23 protein-coding genes and 1 tRNA gene are annotated in these 26,797 nt (G+C 70.5%); 14 read left to right on the top strand and 10 right to left on the bottom strand.

The annotated features are described in order from the left end of the window. The first annotated feature begins 86 nt into the window (after window positions 1-86). Both IQ210_RS26615 and IQ210_RS26610 read left to right on the top strand, forming a co-directional pair. A complete protein-coding gene (locus IQ210_RS26615; protein ID WP_194081657.1) occupies window positions 87-1,484 on the top strand; it encodes an MFS transporter in 1,398 nt (465 codons plus the stop codon). Between the two features lie 81 nt (window positions 1,485-1,565). Then, window positions 1,566-1,639: transfer RNA gene (locus IQ210_RS26610), tRNA-Pro, on the top strand. A 54-nt stretch (window positions 1,640-1,693) separates the two neighbouring features. On the opposite strand, the gene IQ210_RS26605 is transcribed toward IQ210_RS26610, so the two are convergent. The 4 genes from IQ210_RS26605 to IQ210_RS26590 all read right to left on the bottom strand — a co-directional run bounded on the left by IQ210_RS26605 (window position 1,694) and on the right by IQ210_RS26590 (window position 6,013). Continuing rightward, window positions 1,694-2,605, bottom strand: coding sequence for a TIGR01777 family oxidoreductase (locus tag IQ210_RS26605; RefSeq protein WP_194081656.1), 912 nt, complete (start codon window positions 2,603-2,605; stop codon window positions 1,694-1,696). A gap of 102 nt (window positions 2,606-2,707) precedes the next feature. Then, entirely contained in the window at window positions 2,708-3,757 is a 1,050-nt protein-coding gene (locus IQ210_RS26600; protein WP_194081655.1) for a Gfo/Idh/MocA family protein, read from the bottom strand. A gap of 91 nt (window positions 3,758-3,848) precedes the next feature. Beyond that, on the bottom strand, window positions 3,849-4,862 hold the full coding sequence (locus IQ210_RS26595; protein WP_322656788.1) for a Gfo/Idh/MocA family oxidoreductase: 1,014 nt from the start codon (window positions 4,860-4,862) through the stop codon (window positions 3,849-3,851). Then, window positions 4,859-6,013: a Gfo/Idh/MocA family protein gene (locus IQ210_RS26590; protein WP_194081883.1), complete on the bottom strand. Its 1,155-nt coding sequence runs from the start codon at window positions 6,011-6,013 to the stop codon at window positions 4,859-4,861. Before IQ210_RS26590 ends, IQ210_RS26595 begins: the two co-directional genes overlap by 4 nt. 129 nt (window positions 6,014-6,142) lie before the next feature. On the opposite strand from IQ210_RS26590, the gene IQ210_RS26585 reads away from it, so the two are divergent. Next, window positions 6,143-7,141, top strand: a complete 999-nt coding sequence (locus IQ210_RS26585; RefSeq protein WP_194081654.1) for a LacI family DNA-binding transcriptional regulator — start codon at window positions 6,143-6,145, stop codon at window positions 7,139-7,141. On the opposite strand, the gene IQ210_RS26580 is transcribed toward IQ210_RS26585, so the two are convergent. Genes IQ210_RS26580 through IQ210_RS26570 form a run of 3 tightly spaced genes read right to left on the bottom strand, consistent with a single transcriptional unit; the run spans window position 7,138 to window position 9,535 of the window. Further along, the gene (locus IQ210_RS26580) at window positions 7,138-7,596 is read right to left on the bottom strand and encodes a MarR family winged helix-turn-helix transcriptional regulator (protein WP_194081653.1); all 459 of its coding nucleotides are present in this window, start codon (window positions 7,594-7,596) and stop codon (window positions 7,138-7,140) included. The two genes, IQ210_RS26585 and IQ210_RS26580, sit on opposite strands and share 4 nt — an antisense overlap. 17 nt (window positions 7,597-7,613) lie before the next feature. Then, window positions 7,614-8,615 (bottom strand): glycoside hydrolase family 43 protein, encoded by a 1,002-nt coding sequence (locus IQ210_RS26575; protein ID WP_194081882.1) that lies wholly within the window; start codon window positions 8,613-8,615, stop codon window positions 7,614-7,616. Window positions 8,616-8,671: 56 nt separating this feature from the next. Continuing rightward, on the bottom strand, window positions 8,672-9,535 hold the full coding sequence (locus IQ210_RS26570) for a LysR family transcriptional regulator (protein WP_194081652.1): 864 nt from the start codon (window positions 9,533-9,535) through the stop codon (window positions 8,672-8,674). A 69-nt stretch (window positions 9,536-9,604) separates the two neighbouring features. On the opposite strand from IQ210_RS26570, the gene IQ210_RS26565 reads away from it, so the two are divergent. Continuing rightward, window positions 9,605-10,486, top strand: a complete 882-nt coding sequence (locus IQ210_RS26565; protein ID WP_194081651.1) for an EamA family transporter — start codon at window positions 9,605-9,607, stop codon at window positions 10,484-10,486. 105 nt (window positions 10,487-10,591) lie between these two features. Here the strand turns inward: IQ210_RS26565 and IQ210_RS26560 are convergent, their stop codons facing one another. Beyond that, the gene (locus IQ210_RS26560) at window positions 10,592-11,881 is read right to left on the bottom strand and encodes a hypothetical protein (RefSeq protein WP_194081650.1); all 1,290 of its coding nucleotides are present in this window, start codon (window positions 11,879-11,881) and stop codon (window positions 10,592-10,594) included. 297 nt (window positions 11,882-12,178) lie between these two features. Then, window positions 12,179-12,916: a TetR/AcrR family transcriptional regulator gene (locus IQ210_RS26555; RefSeq protein ID WP_194081649.1), complete on the bottom strand. Its 738-nt coding sequence runs from the start codon at window positions 12,914-12,916 to the stop codon at window positions 12,179-12,181. Between the two features lie 128 nt (window positions 12,917-13,044). Between IQ210_RS26555 and IQ210_RS26550 the strand changes: the two genes are divergently transcribed. The 7 genes from IQ210_RS26550 to IQ210_RS26520 all read left to right on the top strand — a co-directional run bounded on the left by IQ210_RS26550 (window position 13,045) and on the right by IQ210_RS26520 (window position 23,463). Beyond that, window positions 13,045-15,705: a DegT/DnrJ/EryC1/StrS family aminotransferase gene (locus tag IQ210_RS26550; protein WP_228048399.1), complete on the top strand. Its 2,661-nt coding sequence runs from the start codon at window positions 13,045-13,047 to the stop codon at window positions 15,703-15,705. Beyond that, window positions 15,705-16,727: an LCP family protein gene (locus IQ210_RS26545; protein ID WP_194081647.1), complete on the top strand. Its 1,023-nt coding sequence runs from the start codon at window positions 15,705-15,707 to the stop codon at window positions 16,725-16,727. The genes IQ210_RS26550 and IQ210_RS26545 overlap by 1 nt, the downstream gene beginning before the upstream one ends. Before the next feature lie 38 nt (window positions 16,728-16,765). Then, complete coding sequence (locus IQ210_RS26540; RefSeq protein ID WP_194081646.1) at window positions 16,766-18,235, top strand: lipopolysaccharide biosynthesis protein; 1,470 nt, start codon at window positions 16,766-16,768, stop codon at window positions 18,233-18,235. 112 nt (window positions 18,236-18,347) lie between these two features. Further along, window positions 18,348-19,823 (top strand): Wzz/FepE/Etk N-terminal domain-containing protein, encoded by a 1,476-nt coding sequence (locus IQ210_RS26535; RefSeq protein ID WP_194081645.1) that lies wholly within the window; start codon window positions 18,348-18,350, stop codon window positions 19,821-19,823. Between the two features lie 213 nt (window positions 19,824-20,036). Then, window positions 20,037-21,338, top strand: a complete 1,302-nt coding sequence (locus tag IQ210_RS26530; protein WP_194081644.1) for an O-antigen ligase family protein — start codon at window positions 20,037-20,039, stop codon at window positions 21,336-21,338. 473 nt (window positions 21,339-21,811) lie between these two features. Beyond that, entirely contained in the window at window positions 21,812-22,480 is a 669-nt protein-coding gene (locus IQ210_RS48270; protein WP_194081643.1) for a glycosyltransferase, read from the top strand. Next, a complete protein-coding gene (locus IQ210_RS26520; protein WP_194081642.1) occupies window positions 22,477-23,463 on the top strand; it encodes a glycosyltransferase family 2 protein in 987 nt (328 codons plus the stop codon). Before IQ210_RS48270 ends, IQ210_RS26520 begins: the two co-directional genes overlap by 4 nt. Here the strand turns inward: IQ210_RS26520 and IQ210_RS26515 are convergent. Further along, window positions 23,460-24,272, bottom strand: a complete 813-nt coding sequence (locus IQ210_RS26515; protein WP_194081641.1) for a 2OG-Fe(II) oxygenase — start codon at window positions 24,270-24,272, stop codon at window positions 23,460-23,462. The genes IQ210_RS26520 and IQ210_RS26515 overlap by 4 nt on opposite strands. A 134-nt stretch (window positions 24,273-24,406) precedes the next feature. Between IQ210_RS26515 and IQ210_RS26510 the strand changes: the two genes are divergently transcribed. From IQ210_RS26510 to IQ210_RS26500, 3 genes are read left to right on the top strand one after another with little or no spacing between them, the layout of a single operon-like run. Next, window positions 24,407-25,081, top strand: a complete 675-nt coding sequence (locus IQ210_RS26510) for a sugar transferase (RefSeq protein WP_194081640.1) — start codon at window positions 24,407-24,409, stop codon at window positions 25,079-25,081. Beyond that, a complete protein-coding gene (locus IQ210_RS26505; protein WP_194081639.1) occupies window positions 25,081-26,043 on the top strand; it encodes an NAD-dependent epimerase/dehydratase family protein in 963 nt (320 codons plus the stop codon). Before IQ210_RS26510 ends, IQ210_RS26505 begins: the two co-directional genes overlap by 1 nt. Window positions 26,044-26,048: 5 nt before the next feature. Beyond that, on the top strand, window positions 26,049-26,768 hold the full coding sequence (locus tag IQ210_RS26500; RefSeq protein WP_194081638.1) for a class I SAM-dependent methyltransferase: 720 nt from the start codon (window positions 26,049-26,051) through the stop codon (window positions 26,766-26,768). The last annotated feature ends 29 nt before the right edge of the window (window positions 26,769-26,797 follow it).

Raw genomic sequence — 26,797 nt, 5'->3', positions numbered from 1 at the left:
GGGGGCTGTCAGTGCCCCGTGGCATGATCCGAAGGCGTGGCGGGTGGGGCGCCTGCGGTGCGGGTGATGCCGGGAGGGGTGTGCGGATGACCGGGGTGTCGTCGAAGGGGGAGGCGTACGGCGCGAGCGCCGAGGACATCAGCCCTGCTCCGGCGCGCGAGGTGGCGGTGTCCGCCGATGACGTCGCCGCCGGCCGGACGAGCGAGACGGTTGTGCCCGCCGAGGACGTCACCCCTCGCCGGACGAGCGAGGCGGCCGTCTCCGCCGTCTGGTCCCGGGACTTCGCCCTGTTCTTCGTCGCCCGGGCCGTCGCCGCCCTCGGGCACACCGTCCTTCCCGTCGCCCTCGCCGCCGGCCTGCTCCAGCACGGCTACGGGGCGGGCGCGGTGGGCCTCGCGATGGCCTCCTCGGCCGCGTCCTTCGCCGGGCTCGTGGTCTTCGGCGGAGTCATCGCCGACCGCTTCGACACCCGCAAGGTGATGATCGGCGCCGACCTGGTGCGCCTTGCCACCCAGACCCTCGCCGCCGCGCTCTTCTTCTCCGGGCATGTGGTGCTGTGGCAGATCTGCGCCCTCGGCTTCGTCAACGGCGTGGCGGGCGCCCTGTTCCAGCCCGGCGTCGCCAGCACGGTTCCGCGGCTGGCCCGCGATGTGCAGGGCGCGAACGGCGCGATACGCATCGCGGAGGCCGGCGCCCAGCTCGCCGGCCCCGCCCTCGCCGGACTGCTCGTCGGCTTCGCCTCGGCCGGCGGCGTCTTCGCCGTGGACGCCGCCATGTACGCGGTCAGCGCCCTGTGCCTGCTGGCCCTCCGGCTGCCGCCGCGCGCCCCGGACGACGGACCGGTGCCGCGGGCGGCCAGCACCTTCCGGGCCGATCTGGTCACCGGCTGGCGGGAGTTCAGGGCCCGTACGTGGCTGTGGGGAGTGATAGCCATCTGGGGTCTGTACATGATCTCCGTGTCCGGCCCGACCGTCCCGCTGGTCGCCACCGAGGTCGTCCAGGACCACGGCCCGCGCGCCTATGGCCTGGTGAACTCCGCACTCGGCGCCGGCACCGTCGTCGGCGGACTCCTCGCCCTGCGGCTGCGCCCGCACCGGATGCTGCGCGCCGGATCGATCGCCCTGGTCGGCTTCGGAGCCTTCCCGGCCGCCGTCGGCGCGGGCCTCGGCGTGCCCGCCATGATGGCCGGAGCCGCCGTCGCGGGCACGGGCATGGCGTTCTGGAGCGTGATGTGGTCGACCAGCATCCAGACCCAGGTCCCGCCCGACGCCCTCAACCGCATCCACGCCTACGACGTCGCGGGCTCCCTGGCCCTGATGCCGGTCGGCCAGGCACTCGCGGGCCCGTCCGCCGCAGCCCTCGGTGCCGACCACGTCCTGCTCGTCGCCGGGGCGATGAGCCTGGTCGTCTGTGCTGCCCTGCTCTCGGTACCGGCGATACGGAACCTGGTGCGCGCCGATGCCGCACCCGCGGCTCCCCGATAAACGGGTGCGCGACCACCGACCCGAGTGCGGTATTGTTTCACTGCACGTTCGGCCGGGGGAAACCCCAGGTCAGACGGACACCGGGACGTGGCGCAGCTTGGTAGCGCACTTGACTGGGGGTCAAGGGGTCGCAGGTTCAAATCCTGTCGTCCCGACGGTGTGAGAGGGCCTTCACAGGCGACAGTCTGTGAAGGCCCTTCTCCGTACCGTCAGTTCGCCCCGAGCACGGACCCCAGCGCATCGTCGATCGTCGGATGGGCGAAGTCGAAGCCGGTCTTGAGCAGGGCCGACGGAACGGCGCGGCAACTGCACGTGATGCCCGTCGCGAACTCGCCGAGCACCGCACGGAGCGCGAACGCGGGCACGGCCGCGAGCGTCGGTCGGTGCAGCGCCCGGCCCAGCGCCTCGGTGACGGCACGGTTGGTCACCGGCTCGGGGGCCGCGAAGTTGACCGGCCCAGAGAGTTCCTCGGCGGTGATCGCGAAACGCAGTGCTGCGATGTGATCGGTGAGCGAGATGAACGGCCAGTACTGCTCGCCCGAGCCCAGCCGGCCCCCCAGGCCGAAGCGGAACAGCGGCAGCAGCCTGCCGAAGGCGCCGCCCTGCGCCGAGACCACGAGGCCGGTGCGCGGATGCACGACCCGGACACCGGCCTCCCGGGCCGGATCGGCGGCGGCCTCCCAGGCGGCGCAGACATCCGCCAGGAAGTCGTCCCCTGCGGGCGCGCTCTCCTCGATGACCAGGTCACCGGTGTCGCCGTAGTACCCGGTCGCGGACGCCGAGACGAGCACGCGCGGCGGTGCGGCCGCCTCGGCGCAGGCCCGCGCGATCGTCTCCGTCCCGGCGGTCCGGCTCCGGCGGATCTCCGTCTTGTACGCGGCGTTCCAACGCCGGTCCCCGATCCCGGCGCCCGCCAGGTGCACGACCGCGTCGACCCCGTCCAGTGCACCGGGCTGAACCTCGCCGCCGACCGGGTCCCACCATGCCGACTCGCGGCCGTCCCCACGAGGCGCCGCCGACCGGTCGCGGACGAGCCGGACGACGTCGTGCCCGTCGGCGAGGAGCGAGTGGGTGAGGGCGGAACCGATGAGTCCGGTGGATCCGGTGATCGCGACGCGCACGGCGTCCTCCCAGGCTGGGGTCGTTCTCCTGCGACGTTCAAATTTGAACCCAACCTACTCCGCGGCCGCTCCCGCAAGCCAACGGGCGGCCTGTGACTTGCCTCATTCCAGGACGGCCTGACCAGGACCGAAGTGGATACCGGCCACGCGGCGGATCTCGTCCATCGCCCGGAGCGTGGTCAGTGAGTCGGCCAACGGACGCAGCGGGGTTTCGAGTTGCCCGGCCGCGACACAGCGGGCGACTTCGGCGGCCTCGTGGTGCAGGGCTTCGTGGGCGGTACGCGGTTCGGTGTACGTGAGTGTCGTACCGCCGCCGGACGGGGTCAGCGTCAGATCGCCGGGCTGGTAGAACGGGCCCGGCAGAGTCAGGGTCGCCCGGGTGCCCGCGAGGGTGGCGGACGTGGGGGTGTCGCTGAACAGCGTGGTGTGGACGACGGCCTGGTTGCCGTCCGCGTCGCGCAGGACGGCGGCGGTCTGGCCGTTCACCCCGGCCGGGTGAGGCTGGCCGAGGGCCAGGATCTCGGCCGGCGCACCCAGGACCCAGGTCGCCAGGGAGAGCGGGTACGTGCCGAGGTCGAGCAGCGGGCCGCCGGCCGAATCGGGGCGCAGGATGCGGTGTTCGGCGGTGAAGTGCTCGCCGTACTCGGCCAGGACCGTGTGGATGTCGCCGAGGACGCCGGACTCCAGGATCTGCCGGACGACGTCGAATTTCGGCAGGAAGAACGTCCAGAGGGCCTCCGCGCAGAACAGGCCGCGAGCGGAGGCCAGTTCGACGATCTGCGCCGCCTCGGAGGCGTCGAGCGCGAGCGGCTTCTCCACCAGGGTGTGCTTGCCCGCTTCCAGGGCGAGGCGGGCGCAGGCGAGGTGGGCGGTGTGCTCCGTGGCGACGTACACGACGTCGACGTCCGAGGCCGCGACGAGGTCCTCGTACGACCCGTACGCCGCCGGGATGCCGTGCCGTTCGGCGAAGCCCTTGGCACGGCCGGTGGCACGGGAGGCGACGGCCGTGAAGCGCTGCCGGGTGTGCCGTTGGACCGAGGCGACGAACCGCTCGGCGATCCAGCCGGTGCCCAGGACGCCCCAGCGCAGGGGTGGGGCGTCCATCGAGGGTGGGGTGCGGGGTGTCGGGAGGGGCGAGGGGAAGGCGGGCATGCGAGGTCACCTCCGAGGGCGCGGCGGCAGGGAGCGGTACAACGGCTGACCCGGGCGCGCGAGGACGGCACAGGGCAGGGCGGCGAGCCCTTCAGAACACCTCCGGCACCTCGACGCCGACCACCCGCCCTCCGTCCTTCATGGACGCGATCACCGCCTCCGCGACCGCCGCCGCCACAAGACCGTCGTGTGCCGAGGCCAGCGGCGACGGGCGGCCGGTCCGCACCGCGTCGGTCCACGCCTGGAGTTCGAGGCGGTAGGCGTCGGCGAAGCGCGGGCGCCAGTCGGCGGGGTAGGCGGTGGAGCGGGTCCGGGACGCGTCGGTGACGAGGTGGGCGGGGTCGGTCAGGGCGAGGGTGCCGTGTTCGGTGACCACCTCGCAGCGGACGTCGTAGCCGTAACCGGCGTTGAGGAAGGTCTCGACGGTCGTGAGGGCGCCGTCCGCCGTGCGGAGCAGCATGAGCTGCGGGTCCCGCAGGCCGGTCACCGTGGAGGTGCTGCGACCCGCGTGCCAACTCACCTCCACCACAGGAGAGTTCAGTAGCCACGGAACGGTGTCGAACTCGTGGATCGCCGACCCGGTGACACTGAACTCGTCGGTGCAGCCGGGGGCGGAGGTGACACCCCGGCTGACACAGTGCAGCAGCAAGGGCGCTCCGTGGGCCCCCGTCGCGAGCGCCGCCTTCAGCTCGACGTACGCCGGGTCGAAGCGCCGCATGAAGCCCAGCGAGATCAGCCCACCACCGTCCTGCCCCGCCTCGCGGACGACGCGGATGACGCGGACGCACTCCGCCACTGTCGGTGCGAGCGGCTTCTCGCACAGCACCGGCTTTCCGGCGCGCACCGCGGCGATCGCCAGGTCGGCGTGCGTGGAGTCGTGGGAGGCGATGACGACGGCGTCCACGTCCGGGTCGGCGATGAGCGCGTGGGCGTCGGTGGTGCCGCGGGCGCCCGTCTCGGCGGCTACCGCGGCGGCTCGCGCCGCGTCCACGTCGGCTATCAGGGCCACCTCGGCGCCGGACACCCAGCGGTGCAGCGTACGGGCGTGATCCGCGCCCATGTTGCCCGCGCCGACCACCCCGACGCGCAGCGCGTTCGCGCTCACGTGAGGTCCACCCAGGTCCGCCGCTCCGCGGACCGCGTCATCGCGTCCAGCGCCGCCGCGCTCGCCACGGCGTCCTCGAGCGTCGCGCCGTACGGGGTCCCCTCGGCGATCGACCGGAGGAACCCGTACGCCTCGATCACCTTCAGGTCGTCGTAGCCCATGGTGTTGGCCGAGCCCGGCTGGAAGGCGCCGAACTCGCCCGCGCCCGGGCCGACGTACACCGTGCTGACCGGCTGGTCCTGGTAGGCCGTGCCGCGGCTGACGCCCAGTTCGCCCATGCGCCGGTAGTCCCAGAAGACCGCGCCGGTGGTGCCGTGGATCTCGAAGCCGTAGTTGTTCTGTTCGCCGACCGAGACCCGGCAGGCCTCCAGGACGCCCCGGGCGCCGGAGGAGAAGCGGAGGAGGCAGTTGACGTAGTCGTCGTTCTCGACCGGGCCCAGCTCGCCGCCCGTCGCACGGGTGTGGCCCGCAGTGGCGCCGGTGGGGCGGGCCCGCTCGGGGACGAAGATCGCGGTGTCGGCGGTCAGCGACTCGATGTCGCCGAGGAGGTGACGGGCCAGGTCCACGCCGTGCGAGGCGAGGTCGCCCAGCACTCCGCTGCCGCCGCGCTCCAGCTCGTACCGCCAGGTCAGGGCGCCCTCGGGGTGGGCGGCGTAGTCGCTGAAGAGGCGGATGCGGACGTGGGTGACGGTGCCGATCTCGCCGGCGGCGATCAGTTCACGGGCGGCCTGGACGGCGGGTGCGTTGCGGTAGTTGAAGCCGACCGTGCCCTGGACGCCGGCCTTGGCGACCGCGTCCGCCACCGCGCCGGCGTCCTGGGCGGTCAGGCCGACCGGCTTCTCGATCCAGATGTGCTTGCCCGCCTCGGCCATCGCGACGCCGATCTCGCGGTGCAGGAAGTTCGGGGCGGTGATGCTCACCGCCCGCACCCGTGGGTCGGCGGCCACTTCGCGCCAGTCGCGGGTCGCGGACGCGAACCCGTACTGCTCCGCGGCCTGCTCGGCGCGGCCGGGCACCTCGTCGGCGACCGTCACGAGCTCCGGCCGCAGCGGCAGCTGCGGGAAGTGGTGCGGCAGCCGGGCGTAGGCCTGGGTGTGCACCCGCCCCATCCAGCCGAAACCCACCACGGCGATGCCGAGCCTGTCCACGATGACCGCCCTTCGTCGTACCTGCCACAGAGTTTTTGGACCGTTCCAAAGCCCTGGACGCCCACGATGGGGCGGCTCACCTCGACTGTCAAGGTCTTGCGAGGGGGCGAGAAGGTATGGAACGGTCCATGCATGAGGACCCCGACCATCCGTGACGTCGCCGAGCGCGCCGGCGTGTCCAAGTCGCTGGTCTCGCTGGTGCTGCGCGGCTCCGAGGGCGTACGTCCGGAGAAGCGCGCGGCCGTCCTCGCCGCCGTCGAGGAACTCGGCTACCGGCCCAACGCCGCCGCCCGCAGCCTCAGCGAGCGCCGCACCCGCACGGTCGGCGTGCTCCTGAACGACCTGCGCAACCCCTGGTTCGTGGAACTCCTCGACGGGCTCAACTCCCGCCTCTACGACAGCGGACTGCACACGCTGCTCGCCGACGGGCACCTCAACCGCCGGCTCGGCGAGGACCTCACCCGCACCTTCACCGAGCTGCGCGTCGACGGCCTGATCGCGGTCGGCACGCTCCAGGACCCCGAGGCGCTGCGCACCGCCGCCGGGCAGGTCCCGACCGTCGTCGCGGGCGCCCGTGAACCGGAGCTGCCCGGCGTGGACGTCGTCGCCAACGACGACGAACAGGGCGCCCGCCTGGCCACCGAGCACCTCATCGCGCTCGGCCACCGGCACATCGCGCACATCGCCGCCCAGGGTGCGGTGGGCGAGCTGCGGCGGCGCAGCTTCGAGGCGGTGATGCGGGAGCACGGACTGGCCGGCACGGCGGTCACGGAACAGGGGGATCTGACCGAGGAGGGCGGCTACCGGGCCACCGTACGCCTGCTCAATCGCCCGCGGCGGCCCACCGCGATCTTCGCCGCCAACGACATGACCTGCGTCGGCGCGCTGTCCGCCGCCGAGGAGAGCGGCCTGCGGGTGCCGAGGGACCTGTCCCTCGTCGGCTACGACAACACGTACCTGTCCCGGCTGCGCCATCTCTGGCTGACCACCGTGGACAACGCCAGTCACGACGTGGGCCGGCGCGCGGCCCAGCGGCTGCTGGACAGGATCGAGGACCCGGACCGGCCGCGCGAGGTCGAACTCGCCACGCCCGTCCTGGAGGTGCGCGGCAGTACGGCACCGCCTCGCTAGCCCGCCTGCATACGGCGGTTGACCTCGCCCAGTCCGTCGGCGAGGGACGTGAGCTGCTCCGGGGTCAGTACGTCGATGAGCAGCTCGCGGACGAGCGCCACATGGCCCGGTGCCGCCCGCTCCAGCATGCGGCGGCCGGCGGCGGTGAGCACGGCGTACACCGCGCGGGTGTCGCTCGGGCAGGAGCGGCGGTTCACCAGGCCCGCCTTCTCCAACTGGCCGATCTGGTACGTCAGTCCGCTCTTGGTGTGGAACAGCGCGTCGGCGAGCGCGCTCATACGCATCTCGCGGTCCGGCGCGGCCTCCAGTCGGACGAGGATCTCGTACTGGAGGTGCGTGATCCCGACGTCGTCCTTGAGCTGCTGGTCGAGCCGCCGGTCGATGAGCGCCCCGGCGGCCACGAAGGCGTACCAGGCGCGGCGCTCCTCCTCGTCCAGCCAGCGTGGTGCGGTCATGCCCTCACCGTAGACGGTCAGCCGCCGCCGTCGAGGTCGGTGCACTGGCGGAGCACTCGCAGCTCATGGCCGTCGAGCTCCATCTCGTACAGCTTCCCCCGGGCGTTCTCGAACGGCCGGTGCAGGATCATCATCAGCCGCCCCTCGAAGGTGTGGAACAGCATGCCGTGGCCGCTGTCGTCGCGGACCAGCGGTCGCCGCTGACGCCACGTGCCCCGGAGGTCACCGGACTCGGAGACGGCGTACGTCTGGACGTAGCCGCCGCTGACGTTGCCGTCCGGGCCCACGGCGTTCTTCTCGTACGTCGACCACAGCATGAGCAGCTTGCCGTCAGGTGTCGGGTACAGCTGGGGGCCGTCGGTGATGTACGGCGGGAGCTGGGCCGGGACGCCGGCGGGGATCTGCTCGCCGAGCCAGGGCGCGTCGGAGGCTTTGAAGAGGAACACCGGGTCGCCGACGGTCTCCGTGAGGTCCGGGGCCAGCCGGATCGCCTCCATGGTGCCGTCGATCGTCTGCAGCCATTCGTGCGCGTAGACCATCCAGGGCTGCCCGTCCCGGTCGACGTGGAGGGTGCCGTCGAGGGTCATCAAGTGCGGGGGAGGGGTGGGGTGTTGGGGGTCGACGACGGTGAACGGGCCGAGCAGGGAGTCGGACACGGCCGTGACGGTGCCGCGCAGGTGGTTCTTCAGCTGGAACGGGGTGCCCCACCGGTTGGGCGGAGGCACCGGCAGAGGCTGCTCCTCGTCGTGGAGGGTGGTGAACAGGTAGTGCCTGCCAGCCCACTTGTGCACCTCCGGCGCCCAACCGCCGTCCGTCGCCCAGAGGTTCTTCTGGTCGGCGGTCAGGAAGACCGGCACGGGAGGCGTCCAGTCCCGCAGGTCGCGGCTGCGGTAGACCATCGTGCCGGTGCCCTCGACGCCGGACACGGAGGGGTCGTTGGAGGTGTAGAGGTAGTAGGTGCGGGTCTCTTCGTCGGCGACGACGAACGGATCGTGCAGCGGCATGTCGGGCAGTCGCATCAGTGCGTTCTCAACCACGTGCCGAACAATACGGCGGTGTGCTGCGACGGCCGCGATCAGGGCCTCGGGCCGGCCAGGACCTCGTGGGCGAGGGTGACCAGGTCGGGCAGGGCCGGATGTCCCGCGCCCTCCCGCCAGGCGAGGACGACGGGGACGGGCGGGGCGTCCGTGAGCGGGCGGTAGACCAGGGACGGGTGGGCGTGGTTGCTGGGGGTGGCCGTCGTGGAGATGCCGACGGCCCGGCCCGCCGCGATGGCCATGAGCCACTCGTCGGTGTTGGTCACCTCGATGGTCGCGGACGGGCGGGCCGTCGGCGGCCACAGGTCCATCGTCGTCGTCCCGGCCACGACGTTGACGGCGATCGGACTGTCCACGAGATCGGCCAGGGTGACCCGGGGGAGGTCCGTCAGCGGACTGTCCGACGGGAGGACGACCACCCGCTCCTCCCAGGCCAGCAGCTCGGTGCGGAGCCCGGGCGCGGTCACGGCCCCGCGCAGCAGGGCCGCGTCGACATTGCCCCGGGTGAGGCCAGCCGTGCGGTCGTCGATGCGGAGCAGCTCGAGACGGGTGCCGGGGTGGGTCTCGTCCCAGCGGCGCAGCAGCGCGACGGTGTGGTCGCCGAGCGCCGCCCAGGGATGACCGAGGCGCAGCGGCCAGCTCCGCAGCCCGCCCGGGTCCAGGGCGGTGTCGACGGCGGACAGCGCGGCGGCGGCCTTGTCCCGGAAGACGCGGCCCTCCGTGGTCAGCTCCAGGTGATGGGTCGAGCGGTCGACGAGACGGGCGCCCAGATGGTCCTCCAGCCGGCGCAGCGTGCGCGACAGCGCGGGCTGGCTCACATGGAGGCGGGCGGCGGCACGGGTGATGTTGCCCTCCTCGGCGATGACGAGGAAGGCCCGCAGGTGCCGCAGTTCCACGGTCATGCTTCCAGAGCATAACCGCAGGGAAATCGGCATTTCACGCGGAGCGGTCGGCTGCCTAGCGTGAACGCCATGACCACTACGGTGACCAGTTCGCCCACTCTTGTACGGCACCCCGCGGGGCGCGGCAGCCTCGCCGGCGTCGGCCTCGTGCTGGCCGGGACGGTGTCGGTGCAGTTCGGATCGGCCTGCGCCGCGCTCCTGTTCCCGCGCGCCGGGGCGCTCGGCACGGTAGGTCTGCGGATCGCCTTCGCGGCGGTGCTGCTCCTGACCGTGACCCGGCCCCGGTTGCGCGGCCACTCGCGCACCGACTGGGCGGTGGTCACCGGCTTCGGTCTGGCCCTCGGCGGCATGAACCTCCTCTTCTACCAGTCCATCGCCCGCATCCCGCTGGGCGCGGCCGTCACCCTGGAGGTCCTCGGCCCGCTCGTGCTGTCGGTGCTGGTCTCGCGACGCGCGGCGAGTTTCCTCTGGGCCGGGCTCGCCCTCGCCGGGGTCTGCCTGCTGAGCGGCGGCGACTTCGGCAGCCTCGACGTGACCGGAGTGGCATTCGCGCTGGGCGCCGGGGCGATGTGGGCGGCGTACATCCTGCTCAACGCCCGTGCGGGCGCCCGCTTCCCGCGCCTGGACGGGCTCGCGATCGCGATGGGCGTCGCCGCGCTGGTCAGCCTGCCGCTGGGCATCGGGGAGTCGGGGGCGGCACTGCTGGAGCCGGGCGTGCTGGGGCTGGGCCTCGCCATCGCGGTGCTGAGCTCCGGAGTGCCGTACACCCTCGAACTGCTCGCCCTGCGGCGGCTGTCGGCGGCGACGTTCGCGGTCCTGATGAGCCTGGCGCCGGCGCTCGCGGCGACGGCGGGGTGGTTGGTGCTGGGGCAGGGGTTGTCGCCGGTGCAGTGCGGGGCGATCGGGATGGTGGTGGTGGCGAGTGTGGGGGCGGTGAGAGGGAGCCGGTGAGAGGGAGCCTGTGAGAGGGGGCCCTGTGAGAGGGGGCCCTGTGAGAGGGGGCCCTGTGGGAGGGGCCCTGTGGGAGGGCCCCTCTCTTTTTTGAGGCAGGCGGAGTTACTGCTGGGCCGACCTGCGTCGCCGTACGACCAGGACCGCGCCCGCGCCCACGGCGACTGCCGCGGCGGCCGCGCCCGCGAGGGGCAGGGCCGCGCCGGAACCGGTGCTGGCCAGGTCGCCGTTCGCGGTCGTGGAGGACCCGGAGGTGCCGGTGGCCGAGGAGCCGCCGGACGTGGTCGAGCCGCCGTCGGAGCCGGAGCCGCCGGAGGTGGACGTCCCGGAGTCACCGCCCGTGGACGACGACGAGCCACCATCGGTGCCGGCCGACCCGCCGCCGTTGCCGGACGAGCCGCCCGTGACGTCGAGCGGGATCTCGAGGCTGTCGTTCTCCGGGTTCTTGTCGTACGGCCGGGCCTGCCCCGTGAGCTTCGCCGAGGCCTTGGCACCGGTGACGGCCTTGTCGATGCGCAGCTTGAAGGTGCGCCTCTCGACGGCGTTCTCCTTGAGCCAGCGCTGGGCGGTGCCGCACTCGTAGACGCCGGCGCCGACCTTGGTGCAGGGCGCGGCCTTGGTGACGGTGGTGCCCGCCGGGATGGTGACGCGGACCTTCGTCACGGAGTTGTCCAGCTCACCGAGGACCCAGCCGGGCCCGGCGTTGGTGAGCTTCACCTCCAGCGACACCGTGTCGCCGACCTTGCCGCTCAGCTTGCCGGCGGACAGCTGGAGGTCGGCGGTGTTCTCCGCGTTCACCGAGACGTTGGCGTCGTCCCAGCCCTCGTGCTCGCCGCTGCCGGGCTCGGCCGGGGTCGCGTCGGGCTTCTCGACGAGCTTCACGGCGGGACCGGTGCCGGGTACCGGCACGCCGTTCTCGTCGCCGGGCAGCGAGCCGTCGGCGTCCACCACCACGCGGAGCTCGTCGTGCAGCGCGTAGTCGAGGACGTTGAGCGTCAGCGCCTTCTCGGGGGCGTAGACGACGCCCGGCTCCACCGGCTGGTCGAACTCGCAGATGGCGTAGGACTTCTCCGGGAGCTCGTCGTAGGAACCGACGTCGTAGCGGATGCAGTTGGAGGGCAGTTCCGTGTGGCTCAGCCCGCGCGTGACCGAGTACTGGAGGTAGACCTTGTCGAGCGCCGCGGTGCCGGTGTTGGTGAAGCTGACGGGGACGTCGTAGGTGCCGCCCGGCTTCAGTCCGTCGACCCTCGGCGCCATCTCGCCCAGGACCAGGTGGGGCGTGGGGGCGGGGTCGGCGGCGACGGCGGGCGCGGCGCCCAATGCCATCAGAGCGACGGCGCCGAGTGCGCCGGTGGCCTGTCGGAGCGTACGGGTGCCGGGTGCGGCGTGGCGCATGAAAGGGTCCTTCGCGGCGGTGGGGGGACAGTGACGGGCGGATGAACCTCGGGGAACGCGTTCCCGAAGATCAGACGTCCGTGGGCGCCGAACGGTTGTACGGCGCGGTTGCCCCGCCTTTCACACCGGTTGACTCAACCGGCCCGGGGATGAGCCCGTTGGGCCGATCGGCACACCGATGGAGTGAGCCCGTTGGGTCGACCGGCACATCGCTCGGATGAGCCCGTTGAGCCGGCCGGCGCATCCCTGGAGTGAGCCCGTTGAGTCGACCGGCGCATCCCTGGCACGAACCGCGTCTCACGCCTCCCCGGTGAAACGGTCGAGCAGCGCGTCCAGCCCCGCCACCAGCCCCTCCGGCCCGCCCTGTTCGGCGAGGGCGGGCGCGGCCGCACGCAGCCGGGGCAGCTCCTGGGGCGGCATGTGGTGCAGGCCGAGGCGGAAGGCGGGGTCGGGCTCCTCGGGGTTGTCGACCATGGCCTGGAGTTCGACGGAGACGTAGCCCAGGACCCAGGCGGTGAAGGCACGGAACACGGCGGCGGACCGGACCGAGTCGAATCCGGCCGCCTCGAGCAGGGCGATGACGCGCTCGTGATGCCGGAGGGTCGCGAGGGGCCGCCGGGCCAGCGGGACGGCGAGCATACGGGTGGAGAGCAGCGGCACGACCTGGGGGTGGGCCAGGCAGACGTCGTAGGTCGCACGGGCGATGCGCCCCAGCTCGGCCCGCCAGTCGGAGGCGGTGACCGTCTCCGAGCCCAGCCGCTCCTCCAGCTCCAGGTGAAGGGCCTCGACCAGGCCGTCCAGAAGGGCGTCCTTGCTGGCCGCGTACCGGTAGAGGGCCATCGCCTCCACGCCGAGCTCGGCGCCCAGGCGGCGCATGCTGAGCGCGGAGAGTCCGTCACGGTCGACGAGGTCGAGGGCGCTGGCGAGGACGCGTTCACGGCTGAGACGGCCGTAGCGGCCGCGGTCGCTGGCGCGGCGCGCCGGGGCGGCGGCCTCGTCGTCCTTCTTGCGTCCCCGTGCCTGGTCGTTGGCCATGCCTTGCCTCCGAAGGGTCGATCGGTGTCGTACGGCCGCTCGTGTTGACTCTATGCACCCCGGGGCGCAAAGTGTACGTATACGGCGTAAATATACGCTATTCGGAGCAAGCGATGACAGTGCATCGGATGCGGGCTCGACGTGATGCGGGCCCGACGGAGTGGGACATCCCGTTCGCCGCGACCTGGATCAGCCCCGAGGGCCGCCGGGCGGCACGCCGTGTCCTCGCCTCCGGCTGGGTGACCACAGGCCCCGAGACCGAACGCTTCGAGGCCGAGTTCGCCGCCCACGTCGGCGCCCGGCATGCGGTGGCGGTGAGTTCCTGCACGGCCGGGCTCGAACTCTCTTTGCGGGCCCTGCGCCTGCCGCCCGGCGGCGCGGTCCTGGTCCCGGACATCACGTTCTGCGGGGCCGCCCAGGCGATCGTCCACGCGGGCCTGCGCCCCGTCCTGGTCGACGTCGACCCGCGCACGGCGATGCCGACACCGGAGACGGTGGCTCGCGCGGCCCGGGCCTGCGGCTGCCCGCACGCTCTGATGGTCCTGCACTACGCCGGCGCCCCGGCCCCCGTCGCCGACCTCGCGGAGGCGGCGCGGCTGCCCCTGGACCGCGTCGTCGAGGACGCCGCGCACGCCCTGGGCACGACGGTGGGCGACCGGCCCGTCGGCAGTCTGTCGCGGGCGACCTGCTTCAGCTTCTACGCCACCAAGAACCTGCCCATCGGTGAGGGCGGCATGGTGACCACGAACGACCCCGCCCTCGCCGACCTGCTCCGCCGCACCCGCCTGCACGGCATGTCCACGGATGCCTGGCACCGCAACCTGCCCGGCGGCGCCTGGCAGTACACCGTCGAAGAACCCGGCCTCAAGGCCAACATGACCGACGTCCAGGCGGCGGTCGGGCGGGCGCAGCTGCGGTACGTCGAGGCGTGGCAGCGCCGGCGGGAGGAGGTGGCGGCGCGGTACGACGAGGCGTTGAAGGGCGTGCCGGGGCTGGTGCCGCTGGAGGTCACGACGGCGGGGCGGCATGCGCGGCATCTGCATGTGGTGCGGGTGGGGGAGGGGTACGGGGCCGGGCGGGACGAGGTGATCGAGCGGTTGGCGGAGCGGGGTATCGGCACCTCGGTCCACTTCCCGCCGGTGCACCGCACGTCATGCCTGCGCGAACGCGCGCTCGTCCCGCCAGGCGGGCTGTCCGGCGCGGACGCCCTCTTCCCCGAGCTGCTGTCCCTGCCGCTGTATCCGGGACTCACGGACGACGCGGTCGACCGGGTCTGCGCGGAACTGGCCCGCCCCAGGGCGGCACACCGCCGACCAAGTGGCAGCCTGCGTACCCTGGTCGTCGGGGCGGGCGAGGCCGGGCAGGCCCTCGCCCGGGACCTGGCGCACACGCCCCAGTTCGGGCTCGCGCCCGTCGGATTCGTGGACGACGATCCGGCCAAGGGCCGCACCGGCACGATCGGCGGCCTGCCGGTGCTCGGCAGGCTGGACGACACCCGGGAGATCGCGCTCGCCCAGCGGATCGAGGTCGTGGTGGTCGCCATCCCGGGGCTGCGCCCCGACGGGTTCCGCCGGGTGGCCCGGGCCGCCGAGGCGACCGGAGCGAGCGTGCGCTACCTGCCGTCGTTCATCGCCGCGCTCCGCCGGGACGTCGTGGGCAGCGACATGCGTGCCCTCGACGTACACGAACTGATCGGCCGGGTCGAGATGCACGTGGTCGGCCCCGAGACCCGCTCGACCGTCGCGGGCCGCCGGGTCCTGGTGACCGGTGCCGGCGGCTCGATCGGCAGCGAACTCTGCCACCAGATACGGGCTTTCGGCCCCAGCCGGCTCTTCCTCCTCGACCACGACGAGTCGAACCTGCACCGCTTGCAGCTGGAGCTGTACGGCGACGCCCTCCGCAGCGACGACATCGTGATCTCGGACATCCGGGACCGCCCCCGGGTCGACCAGGTCTTCCGCGAACTGCGCCCCGAGATCGTCGTCCACGCGGCGGCGCACAAACACCTCCCGCTTCTCGAACAGCACCCCTGTGAGGGGGTGAAGTCCAACGTCCGGGGCACCGAGAACCTGGTCCGCGCCGCCGCCGCGACCGGAACCGAACGCTTCGTGCTGATCTCCACGGACAAGGCGGCCGACCCGGTCTCCGTGCTCGGCGCCACGAAGCGACTGGCCGAACTCGTCGTCCGGCACGCCCAGGACGAGGCCCCGCCCGGTACCGTCTTCGCGGCCGTCCGCTTCGGCAACGTGCTCGGCAGTCGCGGCTCGCTGCTGTCGGTCGTGGCCGAACAACTGGGCACCGGCTCCCCGGTGACCGTCACGCACCCCGACGTCACCCGGTTCTTCATGACCGTGGAGGAGGCGGTGGGCCTGGTCCTGGAGGCCATGCGGCTCGCCCGCGGCGGCGAGGTGTTCGTCCTCGACATGAGCGACCCCGTAAGGATCGTCGACCTCGTCCGCAAGTTCGCCCGCTCGGTGAACGTGCCGGACGTGGACATCCGCTTCACCGGTCTGCGGCCCGGCGAAAAGCTCAACGAGACGCTGTTCTCCGCGCACGAACGGCACACCGGCACCGCCCACCCGAGGATCTTCGCGGCGACGTCCACGGCCCGCCATGACCACCCGGACACCCTGACCGAGGACCTGCCCGAGCTGTATGCCGCGGCCGAACGCAACGACGCCGACGAGGTGCGCCGCGTCCTCGCCACGCTCCTCCCCTGCTTCCCCACGACGCAGCCGCGGCGCCCCGCGCACTCCGTCCTGGCCGATCCGTACCCGGACGACTTCTGATGTCCCCGCGCCACCCCTGGCCGACCTGGGCACCGCGCCTCCACGCGCGGTCCCGGCGCCGCCTCCTGCGCACCACCCTGATCTGCGTCCTCGGCGCCATCCTCGCCCTGGCGGGAGTCGCCGTCGGCGGCGTCTGGTGGACCACCGACCACTACGGCGACCAGGTCACCCGCATCCCCGACGCGTTCCCCACCGGCCCGCGCCCGTCCAAGCCCAAGGCCCACGACGGCGGCACGACCTTCCTGCTCGCGGGAGTCGACAGCCGTTCCAAGCGTCCCACCACCGGCAATGACGCCACGGCCGAGCTGTGGCGTTACGGAGCCCAGCGCAGCGACACCCTCATGCTCGTCCACCTCAGCGGCGACGAACACTCCGCGTACACCATGTCCATCCCCCGGGACAGCTGGGTCCCCATCCCGGGCCACGGCTCCGCGAAGGTCAACGCCGCGTTCTCCTGGGGCGGCCCGCCCCTCCTCATCCGCACCGTCGAGCAGCTCACCGGGACCCGCATCGACCACTTCGGCGTTGTCGACTGGCACGGCTTCAAGGCGCTGACCAACGCGGTAAGCGGGGTGCGGATCACCGTCCCCACGGCCGCCTACGACCCCGAGCAGCACCGGCACTTCGCCGCCGGCACCTCCACCATGAACGGCGACGAGGCCCTGGCCTACGTCCGCCAGCGGCACGGACTGCCCGGCGGCGAACTGGACCGGATCAAACGGCAGCAGCAGTTCCTCCGCAGCATGGTCGGCGCGATCCGCTCCGAGGTCAGCATCACCGACCCCCTGGGCACCGCCCGCATGATCGACGCGATCACCCGGACGGTGAGCGTGGACGACCGGATGTCCAACAGCGACCTGCGCGACCTCGTCCTCGGCCTGCGTCATCTGACCGCTTCGGACGCGACCTTCAGGACCGCGCCGATTGTCCGCTCGCAGATGATCGACGGGCAGTACACACTCATCCTGGACCGGGCCGCGTTGCGGGCGAATTGGCGTGCCGTCGAGACACGCGGGAGCTGAGGCACGTCATGCGGGCCCCGAGCGGACTGGTCCCGTCCGTGGGATTCAGCGCGCTGGCCCAGGCGGCGCCGCTGCTCACCAACCTGCTGCTCACCCCGTACCTCATCGCCCGTCTGGGCCTGGACCGGTTCGGCGTGTGGTCGCTGATCTTGATCTTCCTTGCCACACTGACTGTGCTGGACGGCGGCGTCGGTGCGTCGCTGGCCCGCTTCCACGCCTACCATGGCGCCCGTGGGGAGCGGGACGGTACGGGACGGCTCGTAATCGGCTCACTTACCCTCTTCTTGTGCTTCGGGGCCCTGGTCACCGTCCTGTGCCTGCTGCTCGCTCCCACGATCACCTCGGCCCTCGACGTACCGGCGCGGCTGCACGACGAGGAGCATCGGCTGCTCACGGTCCTCGGCCCTCTCCTGACGCTGGCCCTGGCTTCCAACTCCGCCGTCGCCCTGCTCCAGGCCAACGGCCGCTTCCGTGCCCTCGCAGGCGTGAGCGGCGGATCATGCCTCGTGTACGCCCTCGCCGTCATTGCTCTGATCGACCAGAGCGCCGGCCTGCCGCTGCTGGCTGCGCTGACCGCCGGCCGGTATCTGCTCGCGACCGTTGGCGGGTTGTGCGCAGGCGCACGGCATGTCAAGCTCACGCGCCCCTTGCTGCCCACGCCGCCCGAACGCCGCGAGTTCGGCCGCTACGCCCTGCGCATGCAGCTGTCCGGATTCACCATGTTCCTCAACGGCGAGATCGACGCACTGGTGATTGCGGCCCTGCTCCCGGTTCGCTACATAGGCATCTTCGCCGTGGGGTATCAGGCGGCAATGGGTCTGCGCAGCCTGCCGCTGTATGCAATCCCGCCGGTGCTGACCCGAATGACCCACGTCTATGCCGGGGACGGACTGCCAGGCGCGGTCCACGAGTTCCACGTGCTCCAGGCCCGCTGGCTGCCCACGGCGCTCACCTACGGGGTCGTGACGACCGCTGTGGTCGCGGTCGCGGTCCAGGTATGGGTCGGCCCCGAACTCGCGCTCAGCGGAGCCATCGCCGCCGTTCTGCTGGCGGGGTACTCGGTGCAGGTGGCCCTTACCGGGGTACGGACCTGCTTTGTCCGGGCGATCGGCAAGCCGGGCTACGAGACGCGCTATTCGTGGGCCGCAACAGTGGTGAACATCGCCTTGACTGTGCCGCTCACGCTGCTGTGGGGCGTTGTCGGCGTGGTTCTAGCCACTGCTGTAGGTCTCACTGCTGGCTCGCTCTACTTCGTCGTCGTGTGCCGAAGAGCCGGCCTGCACCGCATGCAGGGGCGGCTGCCGAGGCGCTGGCTGCCCGCGACCGCGCTCGCCGCCACCCTGGCGGTCCTCGGTGACCTGTTGATCCTCGGGCTCGGTTGGCACGGGGCGGTGCCCCTGCTGCTGGCGGGCCTGCCCGTGCTCGTCGGCCTCGCAGCGGCCTCTGTTCTGCTCGTTCCCGAACTCACCGACCGCCCCGTGCCTGTGAAACATGGAGGCTCTCCATGAATTCCGCGCTGCTCCCGGCCAGGTTCGAAGGTTGCGAAATCCCTCTCAAGGAGACGTCACGGCCCCTGAAGCGGCTGCTCAGCGGGCGTTCTGCGACGCGGAAGGACACGACATGGATGTGAGAGCCTACCTTCGACTGCTTCGTTTCCACTGGGTGGCCATCGTGTTGCTCACCGTCCTCGGAGCGGTTTCGGGTGCCTTGGTGGCTGAGTTGCAGCGACCCGTCTACGCGGCCAGAGTCGAGATGCTCGTGACGTTCGTGGCCCCCCAGCAGGACTCGAGTGAGGCGTACGAAAGCGCGCTTCTTGCCCAGGAGCGGGCCAAGTCCTACACGACCCTGCTGACCAGCCAGTCCGTGCTCGGCCAGCTCGGCGACGAATTGGGCCTCCCCTACTCGGCCAAGGAACTGAACTCGCACGTCAGCGCGAGCAATCCGGCCGGTACCGCGATCATCGACCTCACCGTCAAGGATCATTCGGGCAGCCGTGCGCTGCAGATCGCCAACGGTGTGGCACCTGTGTTCGCAAGAGTCGTCACCTCTGCTGAAAACCCCGCGCAGTCGGACTCGCAGGATGTCGGCACTCCAAGCATCGGCGTGCGGACCCTGGACCGTGCGGAGCTCCTGCCCGGCCCCGTCTCCCCCCACAAGATGTTCGATGTCATGCTCGGTCTGGTCGTGGGCCTCGTGCTGGGTATCGGCTGGGCCGTGATCCGCGAACTGTCGGCCGGGCACATCCGCGACGTCGAAGACCTGGCACGCGCTACCGACGCCGACCTCCTGAGCGTCCTTCCGCGCGGCGAGCGGCCTCACCGCAAAGGACGCCGGCACCAGGACCAGCCGTCGGGGGCAGGTGCCGATGCGTACCGGTGGCTGGCGCTGGTTCTGGAGGCGGCAGGAGGGGGGCGGGTGCCGCACAGCTTCGTGCTGGCGACGGCGACTCGCGGGGAGGAAACGGCCAAGGTCGCGGTCGGGCTCGCGGAGGCTTTGGCCGAGAGCGGTACCAGAGTGATCGTCGTCGATGCCGGCGAATCTGGGACGGACGTGGCGCGGCTGCTCGGCCTCTCTACGCTTTGGGGCCTGCGCGATGTGCTGGAGCATCGGGCCACCGTGGAAAAGGCGCTGGTGTCGGAGCGCGGCGACCTGCCCGTGACTATTCTCAGCGGCGGCTCGGAGCAATCCGGACCGTCGCATCTGCGGAAGGCCGAGGTGGACTGGCTGTGCGGCGAGCTCGACCTGCGGGCCGACGTCGTCATCTTCGCCGGGCCCGCGGTACTGGAGGGGAGCACCGGCATGATGCTGTGCCGGGCCGTGGGGCGAGCGGTCCTGCTCGTCGAATCGAGGAGCACCCGTAGCGTTCAGGTCACCCAGTCCGTCCAGCGTCTGCGCTCGGTCAGTGTCACGGTCGTCGGAACCGTGCTCACCGGGGTCAAGTGGCACCCTAACCGCCCCTACCTACCGGCTGTGGCACCAATGACACGGCTGGATGGAAACGATTCCCACCGCCCGGCCGGAGCCACGTCCCGCACGAAGGCATGGACCTCGGCGAAGCGTGCGCCCTCCCCACTCGGGCCGAGGGAGGAGCCATGACGAGGGAATGTGCCCCGGCAATCGGGGAGTGGCAAAAGTTCGCCAACGGCGCCCGGGCCCGGCAGATATGCCGATTCCTTCCGGCGCACGGGCACGACGTGCGAGTGGGCGACACTACCGCGCTCAGCCTCACCTGGACTCGGGACGAGCTGAGGCGGGGAACAGATGCGGTGGAGTGCCTCCCCTCGGCGGAGATCAGCGAGGACGGATGCCATGGCTGAGATCCCGTACGGCTCTCTGCGGGCGGCGACACAGCCTCGGATTCTGCTCGGACTGGTCCTGATCGCCGCCGCGATGCCGGTGCGTTTCGCCGTGTCCGCACCTGGTTTCGACTCGCTCTCCCTCCTGGACATCATGCTGGGCATCGTGGCGGTGAGCCTCGTCCTCGGCTGCGTCACCAAGCCGTTGGATGTGGGCTACCCACAGCTGTTCGCGCTGCTGTGCATCCCTATGGCCATCTGCGGCTCATCGATGCTGTGGACACAGGATCGTGGGGCGACTTTCCGCGCCACGATCGTCTATGCCGAAGGCGTCATCGCCTACCTGTTCATCGTGCGGGAGCTGGCCGGGGCATCTCCGGATCGGGTCATCACATACATCAGGCGCTACAGCTACCTGCTCATCATCCCGGCCGCCCTGCTCTTGCTGCGGGTGCCCGGCTTCGCCCCCGAGGAGGTGTCGGCGCCAGTCGGCTCGGACCGATATCTGTCGTATTACACCAGACTGTCGCATCCGGTCCTCGGCCCCTCTAACAACCTCGCCAGCGTCCTCGCGGTCTTTGTGCCGATCCTGTTGTACTGGGGGCACACTCGTCACGACCGCAGATGCACGGTGGCCGGGTACGTTGCTCTCATCGCCGTCGTGTGCACGCTGTCGCGTGGGGTGATCGCCGCGTTGCTGACGGCTGCAGTGCTCGCGGGATTGGGGAATCTCGTCAGGAACCGGCGGATCGGAACCCAGGTGGTCGGCAAGGCCATAGCTGCAGTGGCCACAGTCTTGGCAGCCATTGTGACGCTGTATCAACTCAATCCGGACACACGAGAGTTCTTCGCCTCCCGGTTCAGCCTGACCAATGTCGTCATCCGCACGGAATTCGCCGTCGAGGCGGTGGACAAGATCGCCGATCGTCCGGTGCTCGGCTACGGCGCCGGGGCTGCGCCGGGCGGCATCCAGGATCTGGCACGTGTCCACAACACCTATCTCCAACAGGCGCTGAACTTCGGTCTTCTGCTGGGCGTGATCGTCTCACTGACTCTGGTCGGGATGGCGCTGTTCTTCTTCTCCCGCTGGCGTACAAGTCCGGCGGCCCGGGTCATCGGTTTCACCTTGATCGCACAACTCGTCGTCTTCGCGGTCGAGTCGAGCTTCGAGGGCAGCGTTCTTCGGGTTCTGTTCTATCTGTCGGTCGGGCTGCTCACCGGCATGGTCCGGGCCTGCGAAGTGCCGCAGGCGTCGACGCTGCAAACGTACGGAGATCTCGGACCGACCGTTGCCTGCGTCGAACATCCTGCTTAAGATGTACATATACATCGTAAACGCGATGCGATGCATCGAATGGCGCATCGGTGAAGATTCTTGCGCGGTGAGCTTGCGTGAATCATGGCCCGGAATTGTGTGCCGTCACTCCGTACGGGCGGAGCGGCGGGAGTTCGCGTGTCCGCGTGTTTGAGTGGTTGGATCGCCTCGGCGCAGAGGTCACCGTGGGCAGCTACCTGTCGTTGTCCGACGCTGCCCCCTCCCGCCTTGCCCGTCGTCCACTGTCCGTCGCCCGCGCGGAACTTGGACTGGGTGCGCTGGCGCGGGCTCACCCGCGGCGGCTGTTGCTCCACCGCGAGGCCTCCCCCCTCAGCCGCGGATGGTGGGAGCGGCGGCTGCTTGCTAGCGCCGAGTTCGCCGCGTATGACTTCGACGATGCTCTGCAGTGGGACCACGGAGAAGGTTCCCTCGTACGTTGGCTGGCTCCGAAGGCGGGCAAGGCGCGGGTGGCCGTGAGCCAGGCCGACCGGGTCATCGCCGGCAACCTGGTTCTGGCCGACTGGGCCTCGCATTTTCAGCGGGACGTGGTCGTCATCCCGAGCTGCGTGGCCGTCGAGGACTACATGCCCAAGGTGTCGTACGAGTTGCGCGACCCACCGCGGCTCGGCTGGATCGGTTCACCGCACAACGAGGCGTATCTGCTGGAGATCGCCGATGCGATTACAGAGGTGCATCGCAGAACCGGCGCGCGGTTGACCCTCGTCGGGACGACCGCGCGGACCCTCGGTGACCTGGAGTCCCTCATCGACCGCGTCCCGTGGAGCCCGGACAGTCAGGGCGTTGCCCTGGCCGCGATGGACATCGGCCTGATGCCTCTGCCTGCCACGCCGTACAGCCTCGGGAAGTGCGGCTACAAGCTCTTGCAGTACGCCGCCGCGGGGCTGCCGGCCGTGGCCAGCCCGCTGGGGGTCAACGCCGATCTGCTCGACCAGTTCGGCATGCCCCGTGCGCGAACTCAGGACGACTGGATCAGCGCCATCCTCGCCCTGATCGGAGGCTCCGCTGCCGCGCGGGAGCAACTCGGGCGGACCGCCCGGGAGATCACCGCTCGACGGTACGCGTTCGACGTGTGGCTGCCCCGGTGGGTGGCGGCCGTGGAACTCGAAGCGGTGTCGCTGTGATCGCCGCCGAGGGGACGCCTCCCACCGCCGATGTGGTGATCGTGAACTGGAATACGGGCGCGTGCTTGGGGGAGTGCCTGCGTTCGATAGTCGCAAGCGACCGATCGCAGTTCCGGGTGGCGCGGATCGTGGTCGTCGACAACGCCTCCACCGATGGCTCAGCCGACGGTCTGACCACGGCGGACATCCCCCACGAGGTCGTGCGCAACGGGCGCAACCGCGGGTTCGCCACAGCCTGCAACCAGGGAGCCGCCCGCGGTGGTAGCGACTTCGTGCTCTTCCTCAACCCGGACACACGGCTGCATCCCGATGCCTTGCGGGTCGTGGGCCGGATGCTGCGGGCGCCCGTCGCGGACGGCTTCGGGATCTTCGGCGCGCTCATGGTGGACCAGTACGACCGTCCTCAGGTGTCCTGCTCCAGGTTCCCCAGCCTGCGTACATATGTCGGCAAGATGACGGGACTCGACCAGCTCGTACCCGCACTCTTCCCGCCGCACCATCTCAGGCCCGATGATCTGACCCGCTCGGGCCCGGTGGATCAGGTCATCGGGGCGTTCTTTCTGGTGCGCCGGTCCCTGTTCGCCGATCTGGGCGGCTTCGACGAGGGCTATTTCCTGTATCTCGAAGAGGTCGACTTCTCCCTGCGGGCACGCCGGGCCGGTTGGCCCTCGTATCACGTGAACCAGGCCAGGGTCTGTCACATCGGCCAGGTGAGCTCCGCTCAACTCGGCCCGTGGCGACACTACTTGCTGTTGTGCAGCCGCAGCCGCTACGCATTCCGGCAGTGGAAGCCGCATCAGGCGTGGCTGCTCATGGTGCTGAGCCTGTCGGTGGAACCGTTCGCGCGGCTGGCGGTCGTGGCTCTGCGGCGGCGATGGGGGGACGTGGCACCCACTGTGGCCGCCTACTGGCGGTTCCTGGGATGGTTCCGCGAGGGTCACGGGATGGGGCCGCCCCCCGGACCGGCGCTGCGGCGACGCTAATGCGACACCATGCGCCGCTTCGCATGCCGCGCGGCGTCGAGCAAGACCGGTGGTGTCACACGCTCGACTGCCCTGCGGGCGCGAGCCCGGCGTTCGCCCGGCCGCGCCTGATAGAGGGTGCTGTGCCCGGAACTCTGTTCCTGTGTCGGGCGGCCGTTCGTGTAATAGTAGAGCGCCATCGAACGGCGGGTCCGGTCGGGTGGACAGGCCAGTGGCTCCGGATGGCCGTGGTAGGCGAAATCCGTGGTAGCGAAGACCATGAATCGGTTGAACACGGGAAAAATGCGCTTCTCCGCACGTGTCATCTCCCGATTCCAGAGTTCCAACGCGCCCCCGTAGGACTCCTCCCAGTCCTTGTTCAGATAGACGAGAACGTTCAGTCGGCGGTCAAGACGCAGCTTTTCGTGCCGGTTGAAGTCCGCATGCACTTTGAGGAAGCCGCCCCGCTCGATCTGATGCAGCCCTCCCCCCTCGAAATATGGATCTCCCACCAGGCCGTCGATGCCGGTCAGATCCTCGAGAAAGCCGAGGAACGTCGCGGAGTTGAACTGCGTGAGCACGTGGCGTGTGAACTCACCGAAGAAGGCGTCCCCCTCGCTCGCCAGCTTCTTCGAAGTCGCTTTGTCGAACCTTTTCCAGGGCGTCGAGCCCGGCTCGGGGAACTCCGCGACGACCTTGTCGAGCACACTGTTGGGCAGGAAGTCGTTCAGGACGACATGAGGGAACGGCCGTGCGTTGCGGAACGCGTCACGGTGTTGGTCGGCGAGGGCCGACAGGGGTTCGGACGAGAAGTAGAACGGCTCGAACATCCTTCGAACCTACGTCGCTCTCCGGCGGCTTGCCACCTGAACGTGAGGGGCGGGCAGACGCAGCGCTTGACCTCGCGGCGCATGCGGCGGTAAATTGCGTTTACGATGTAAATATACGGTACCAAGGGCATCCTATGAGCACCGTTGGCCATCCTCCCGAACAGGCTCTGCGCACCGCGAGCGCGGCATCGCCCGGTCTCGCGCGGCGGATCCTGGACGTCGCCGTCGCCACTGCCCTGCTGATTGCCCTCGCCCCGCTTCTGGTGCTGCTCGCTGTACTCGTCGGTACTACGAGCGGCAGGCCGGTGCTCTTCCGGCAGCGGAGGGTCGGGGCGGGCGGGACCGAGTTCACCCTCTACAAGTTCCGCAGCATGCGGAATGGCTGCGCGGGCCCCGGCGTCACTGCCAACACCGACGCACGGGTGACCGGAACCGGTCGGCTGCTGCGCTGGCTCAGCCTGGACGAACTGCCGCAGCTGTGGAACGTGCTGCGCGGCGACATGACCTTGGTCGGGCCGCGCCCCGAGGTCCCGCACCTTGCCGAGCGCTATCCGCTCGAACTCCGTTGGATTTTCCGGCACCGTCCGGGGCTCACTGGTCCGTGCCAGTTGAAGTCGCGTGCGTACGCCTCCGCTCTTGAGGGCCGCCCCGATCCCGAGCAGTTCTACCTGACCGTGCTCGTGCCGCAACGTGTCGCCCTGGACGCGGAGTTCCTTGCCCACGCCACCGTCGGTGACGTTCTGCGGTTCACCGTTCGCACCATCGTGTATGTGATATCTGCCCTTCGGGTCCGGGGAGGCCGATCCTGATGCATGCCGTGGTGACCGGAGCAGCCGGATTCATCGGCTCCCACCTGTGCGAATACTTGTTGTCCTGCGGGGACGAGGTCGTCGGAGTCGACGCGTTGACCGATTATTACGAACCTTGGCGCAAACAGCTCAACCTGGCCGGGCTGCTCTGCAATGACCGGTTCGCATTCCGCCGTGCCGATCTCCTGGACCTCCGTCTGGAGCCCCTGTTCGCGGACGCGGACGCCGTGTACCACCTGGCGGGCCAGCCCGGCGTCCGCGGTTCCTGGGGAGTCGAGTTCGCGGTGTACCTCGAACGGAACGTCCTGGTGACCCAGCGCGTGCTCGAGACGGCCAGGGACACGAGACTGCCCCGGCTTGTCTTCGCTTCCAGCTCGTCGGTGTACGGAGACGCGGAGGCATACCCGACCCCAGAGACGGTGCGGCCGAGTCCCGTCTCGCCATACGGCGTCACCAAACTCTCCGCCGAGCAACTTTGCGAGGCGTACCGCACCGCGTTCGGTGTCCCGGCCACCTCTCTACGGCTGTTCAGTGTGTACGGCCCCCGGCAGCGGCCCGACATGGCGTTCGCCCGGTTGGTGGCGGCCGCCTGCACACACCGACCGTTCCCCCTCTACGGAGACGGTGGCCAGAGCCGTGACTTCACCTACGTCGGGGACGTGGTGAGGGCCATGCGCGAGGCAGCCACCTCCTCCTGGATCGGTGTGGCCAACCTCGGCGGTGGCTGCGAGGTGACGATGCGCCAGGTCGTCGCGCTGCTCGGCAAGCTGACTGACCCCGTGAACGTGGTACCCGGCCCCGCTCGCCCCGGCGACGCCCGTCGCACCGCCGCCGACATCAGCGTGGCCCGGGACGCATTCGGTTACCGCCCGCGTACTGATCTGCGCACTGGTCTGGCGGCGATGGTGCGAGCTGAACTCGCCGGGCACCGCCGACGGTCCCCGGGCCCGGCAGCAGTGTGATCACCATGGCTACGACACTGGTTTGGGAGAGCGTCGGCTGGGACGCAGCGAACTGGTCCAGAGCCCTTGCCTTCTGGGAGCAGCGCACGGAGTTGAGGGCGACCGGGCTCAAAGCACTGGAGGTGGGCGCCGGCGGAGCACATGGGAACCTCTCCCTGTGGCTGGCCGCAAAAGGCTTCGCAGTGGTCTGCTCAGGCACCGAGGCCCCCTCCGACGCACTCCGTCGCTGCCATGCCGCCCACGGCGTCGAGGACCGCATCGCGTACGAGGCGATCGACGTACTCGATATTCCGTACACGGCGAGCTTCGATGTGATCGTGTTCAAGTCGCTGCTCGGCGTTTTCGGCATGCGGGGCGGGGACGCCGTGGGCTTGCAGCGAGCCGCGGTCGGGAACATCTGGCGGGCACTGCGCAACGGTGGGGAACTCTGGTTCGCCGAAGGGGCAAGGGGGAGTCGGCTGCACGCACACCTGCGCAGCCGCTTCGGGTGGGGCCGTCATGGATGGCGCTACGTCGGCCTCGACGAGATCGGCGCCCTGCTGTCTCCGTTCGACGGCACAGACATCAGGGCGTTCGGGGTCCTCGGACTGCTCGGACGCTCGGAGGTGCAGCGCCGGGCCCTCGGAACGATGGACCGCCTGGTCCTCGAGCGTCTCGTGGCCGAGCATTCGCGCTACATTGTCGCCGGTGTCGCCCGCAAGGGCGGCGCAGAGCTGGACGAGTAGTTGTGAATGGGGCTGGACCCGCTGTGTGT

Source organism: Streptomyces justiciae (assembly GCF_015163075.1).
GTDB classification, from domain to species: Bacteria; Actinomycetota; Actinomycetes; order Streptomycetales; family Streptomycetaceae; genus Streptomyces; species Streptomyces justiciae.
This window is presented reverse-complemented; position numbering and strand designations above follow the sequence as displayed.

What these genes read in the sequence shown, in the direction of transcription:
- IQ210_RS26615 (WP_194081657.1), top strand. Translation starts at nt 87, where the DNA reads ATGACCGGGGTGTCGTCGAAGGGGGAGGCGTACGGCGCGAGCGCCGAG.
- IQ210_RS26550 (WP_228048399.1), top strand. Translation starts at nt 13,045, where the DNA reads ATGCGGGCTCGACGTGATGCGGGCCCGACGGAGTGGGACATCCCGTTC.
- IQ210_RS26530 (WP_194081644.1), top strand. Translation starts at nt 20,037, where the DNA reads ATGGCTGAGATCCCGTACGGCTCTCTGCGGGCGGCGACACAGCCTCGG.
- IQ210_RS26565 (WP_194081651.1), top strand. Translation starts at nt 9,605, where the DNA reads ATGACCACTACGGTGACCAGTTCGCCCACTCTTGTACGGCACCCCGCG.
- IQ210_RS26575 (WP_194081882.1), bottom strand. Translation starts at nt 8,615, where the DNA reads ATGCGACTGCCCGACATGCCGCTGCACGATCCGTTCGTCGTCGCCGAC.
- IQ210_RS26580 (WP_194081653.1), bottom strand. Translation starts at nt 7,596, where the DNA reads ATGACCGCACCACGCTGGCTGGACGAGGAGGAGCGCCGCGCCTGGTAC.
- IQ210_RS26545 (WP_194081647.1), top strand. Translation starts at nt 15,705, where the DNA reads ATGTCCCCGCGCCACCCCTGGCCGACCTGGGCACCGCGCCTCCACGCG.
- IQ210_RS26560 (WP_194081650.1), bottom strand. Translation starts at nt 11,881, where the DNA reads ATGCGCCACGCCGCACCCGGCACCCGTACGCTCCGACAGGCCACCGGC.
- IQ210_RS26555 (WP_194081649.1), bottom strand. Translation starts at nt 12,916, where the DNA reads ATGGCCAACGACCAGGCACGGGGACGCAAGAAGGACGACGAGGCCGCC.
- IQ210_RS26570 (WP_194081652.1), bottom strand. Translation starts at nt 9,535, where the DNA reads ATGACCGTGGAACTGCGGCACCTGCGGGCCTTCCTCGTCATCGCCGAG.
- IQ210_RS26585 (WP_194081654.1), top strand. Translation starts at nt 6,143, where the DNA reads ATGAGGACCCCGACCATCCGTGACGTCGCCGAGCGCGCCGGCGTGTCC.
- IQ210_RS26505 (WP_194081639.1), top strand. Translation starts at nt 25,081, where the DNA reads ATGCATGCCGTGGTGACCGGAGCAGCCGGATTCATCGGCTCCCACCTG.
- IQ210_RS26535 (WP_194081645.1), top strand. Translation starts at nt 18,348, where the DNA reads ATGGATGTGAGAGCCTACCTTCGACTGCTTCGTTTCCACTGGGTGGCC.
- IQ210_RS26515 (WP_194081641.1), bottom strand. Translation starts at nt 24,272, where the DNA reads ATGTTCGAGCCGTTCTACTTCTCGTCCGAACCCCTGTCGGCCCTCGCC.
- IQ210_RS26600 (WP_194081655.1), bottom strand. Translation starts at nt 3,757, where the DNA reads ATGCCCGCCTTCCCCTCGCCCCTCCCGACACCCCGCACCCCACCCTCG.
- IQ210_RS26500 (WP_194081638.1), top strand. Translation starts at nt 26,049, where the DNA reads ATGGCTACGACACTGGTTTGGGAGAGCGTCGGCTGGGACGCAGCGAAC.
- IQ210_RS26510 (WP_194081640.1), top strand. Translation starts at nt 24,407, where the DNA reads ATGAGCACCGTTGGCCATCCTCCCGAACAGGCTCTGCGCACCGCGAGC.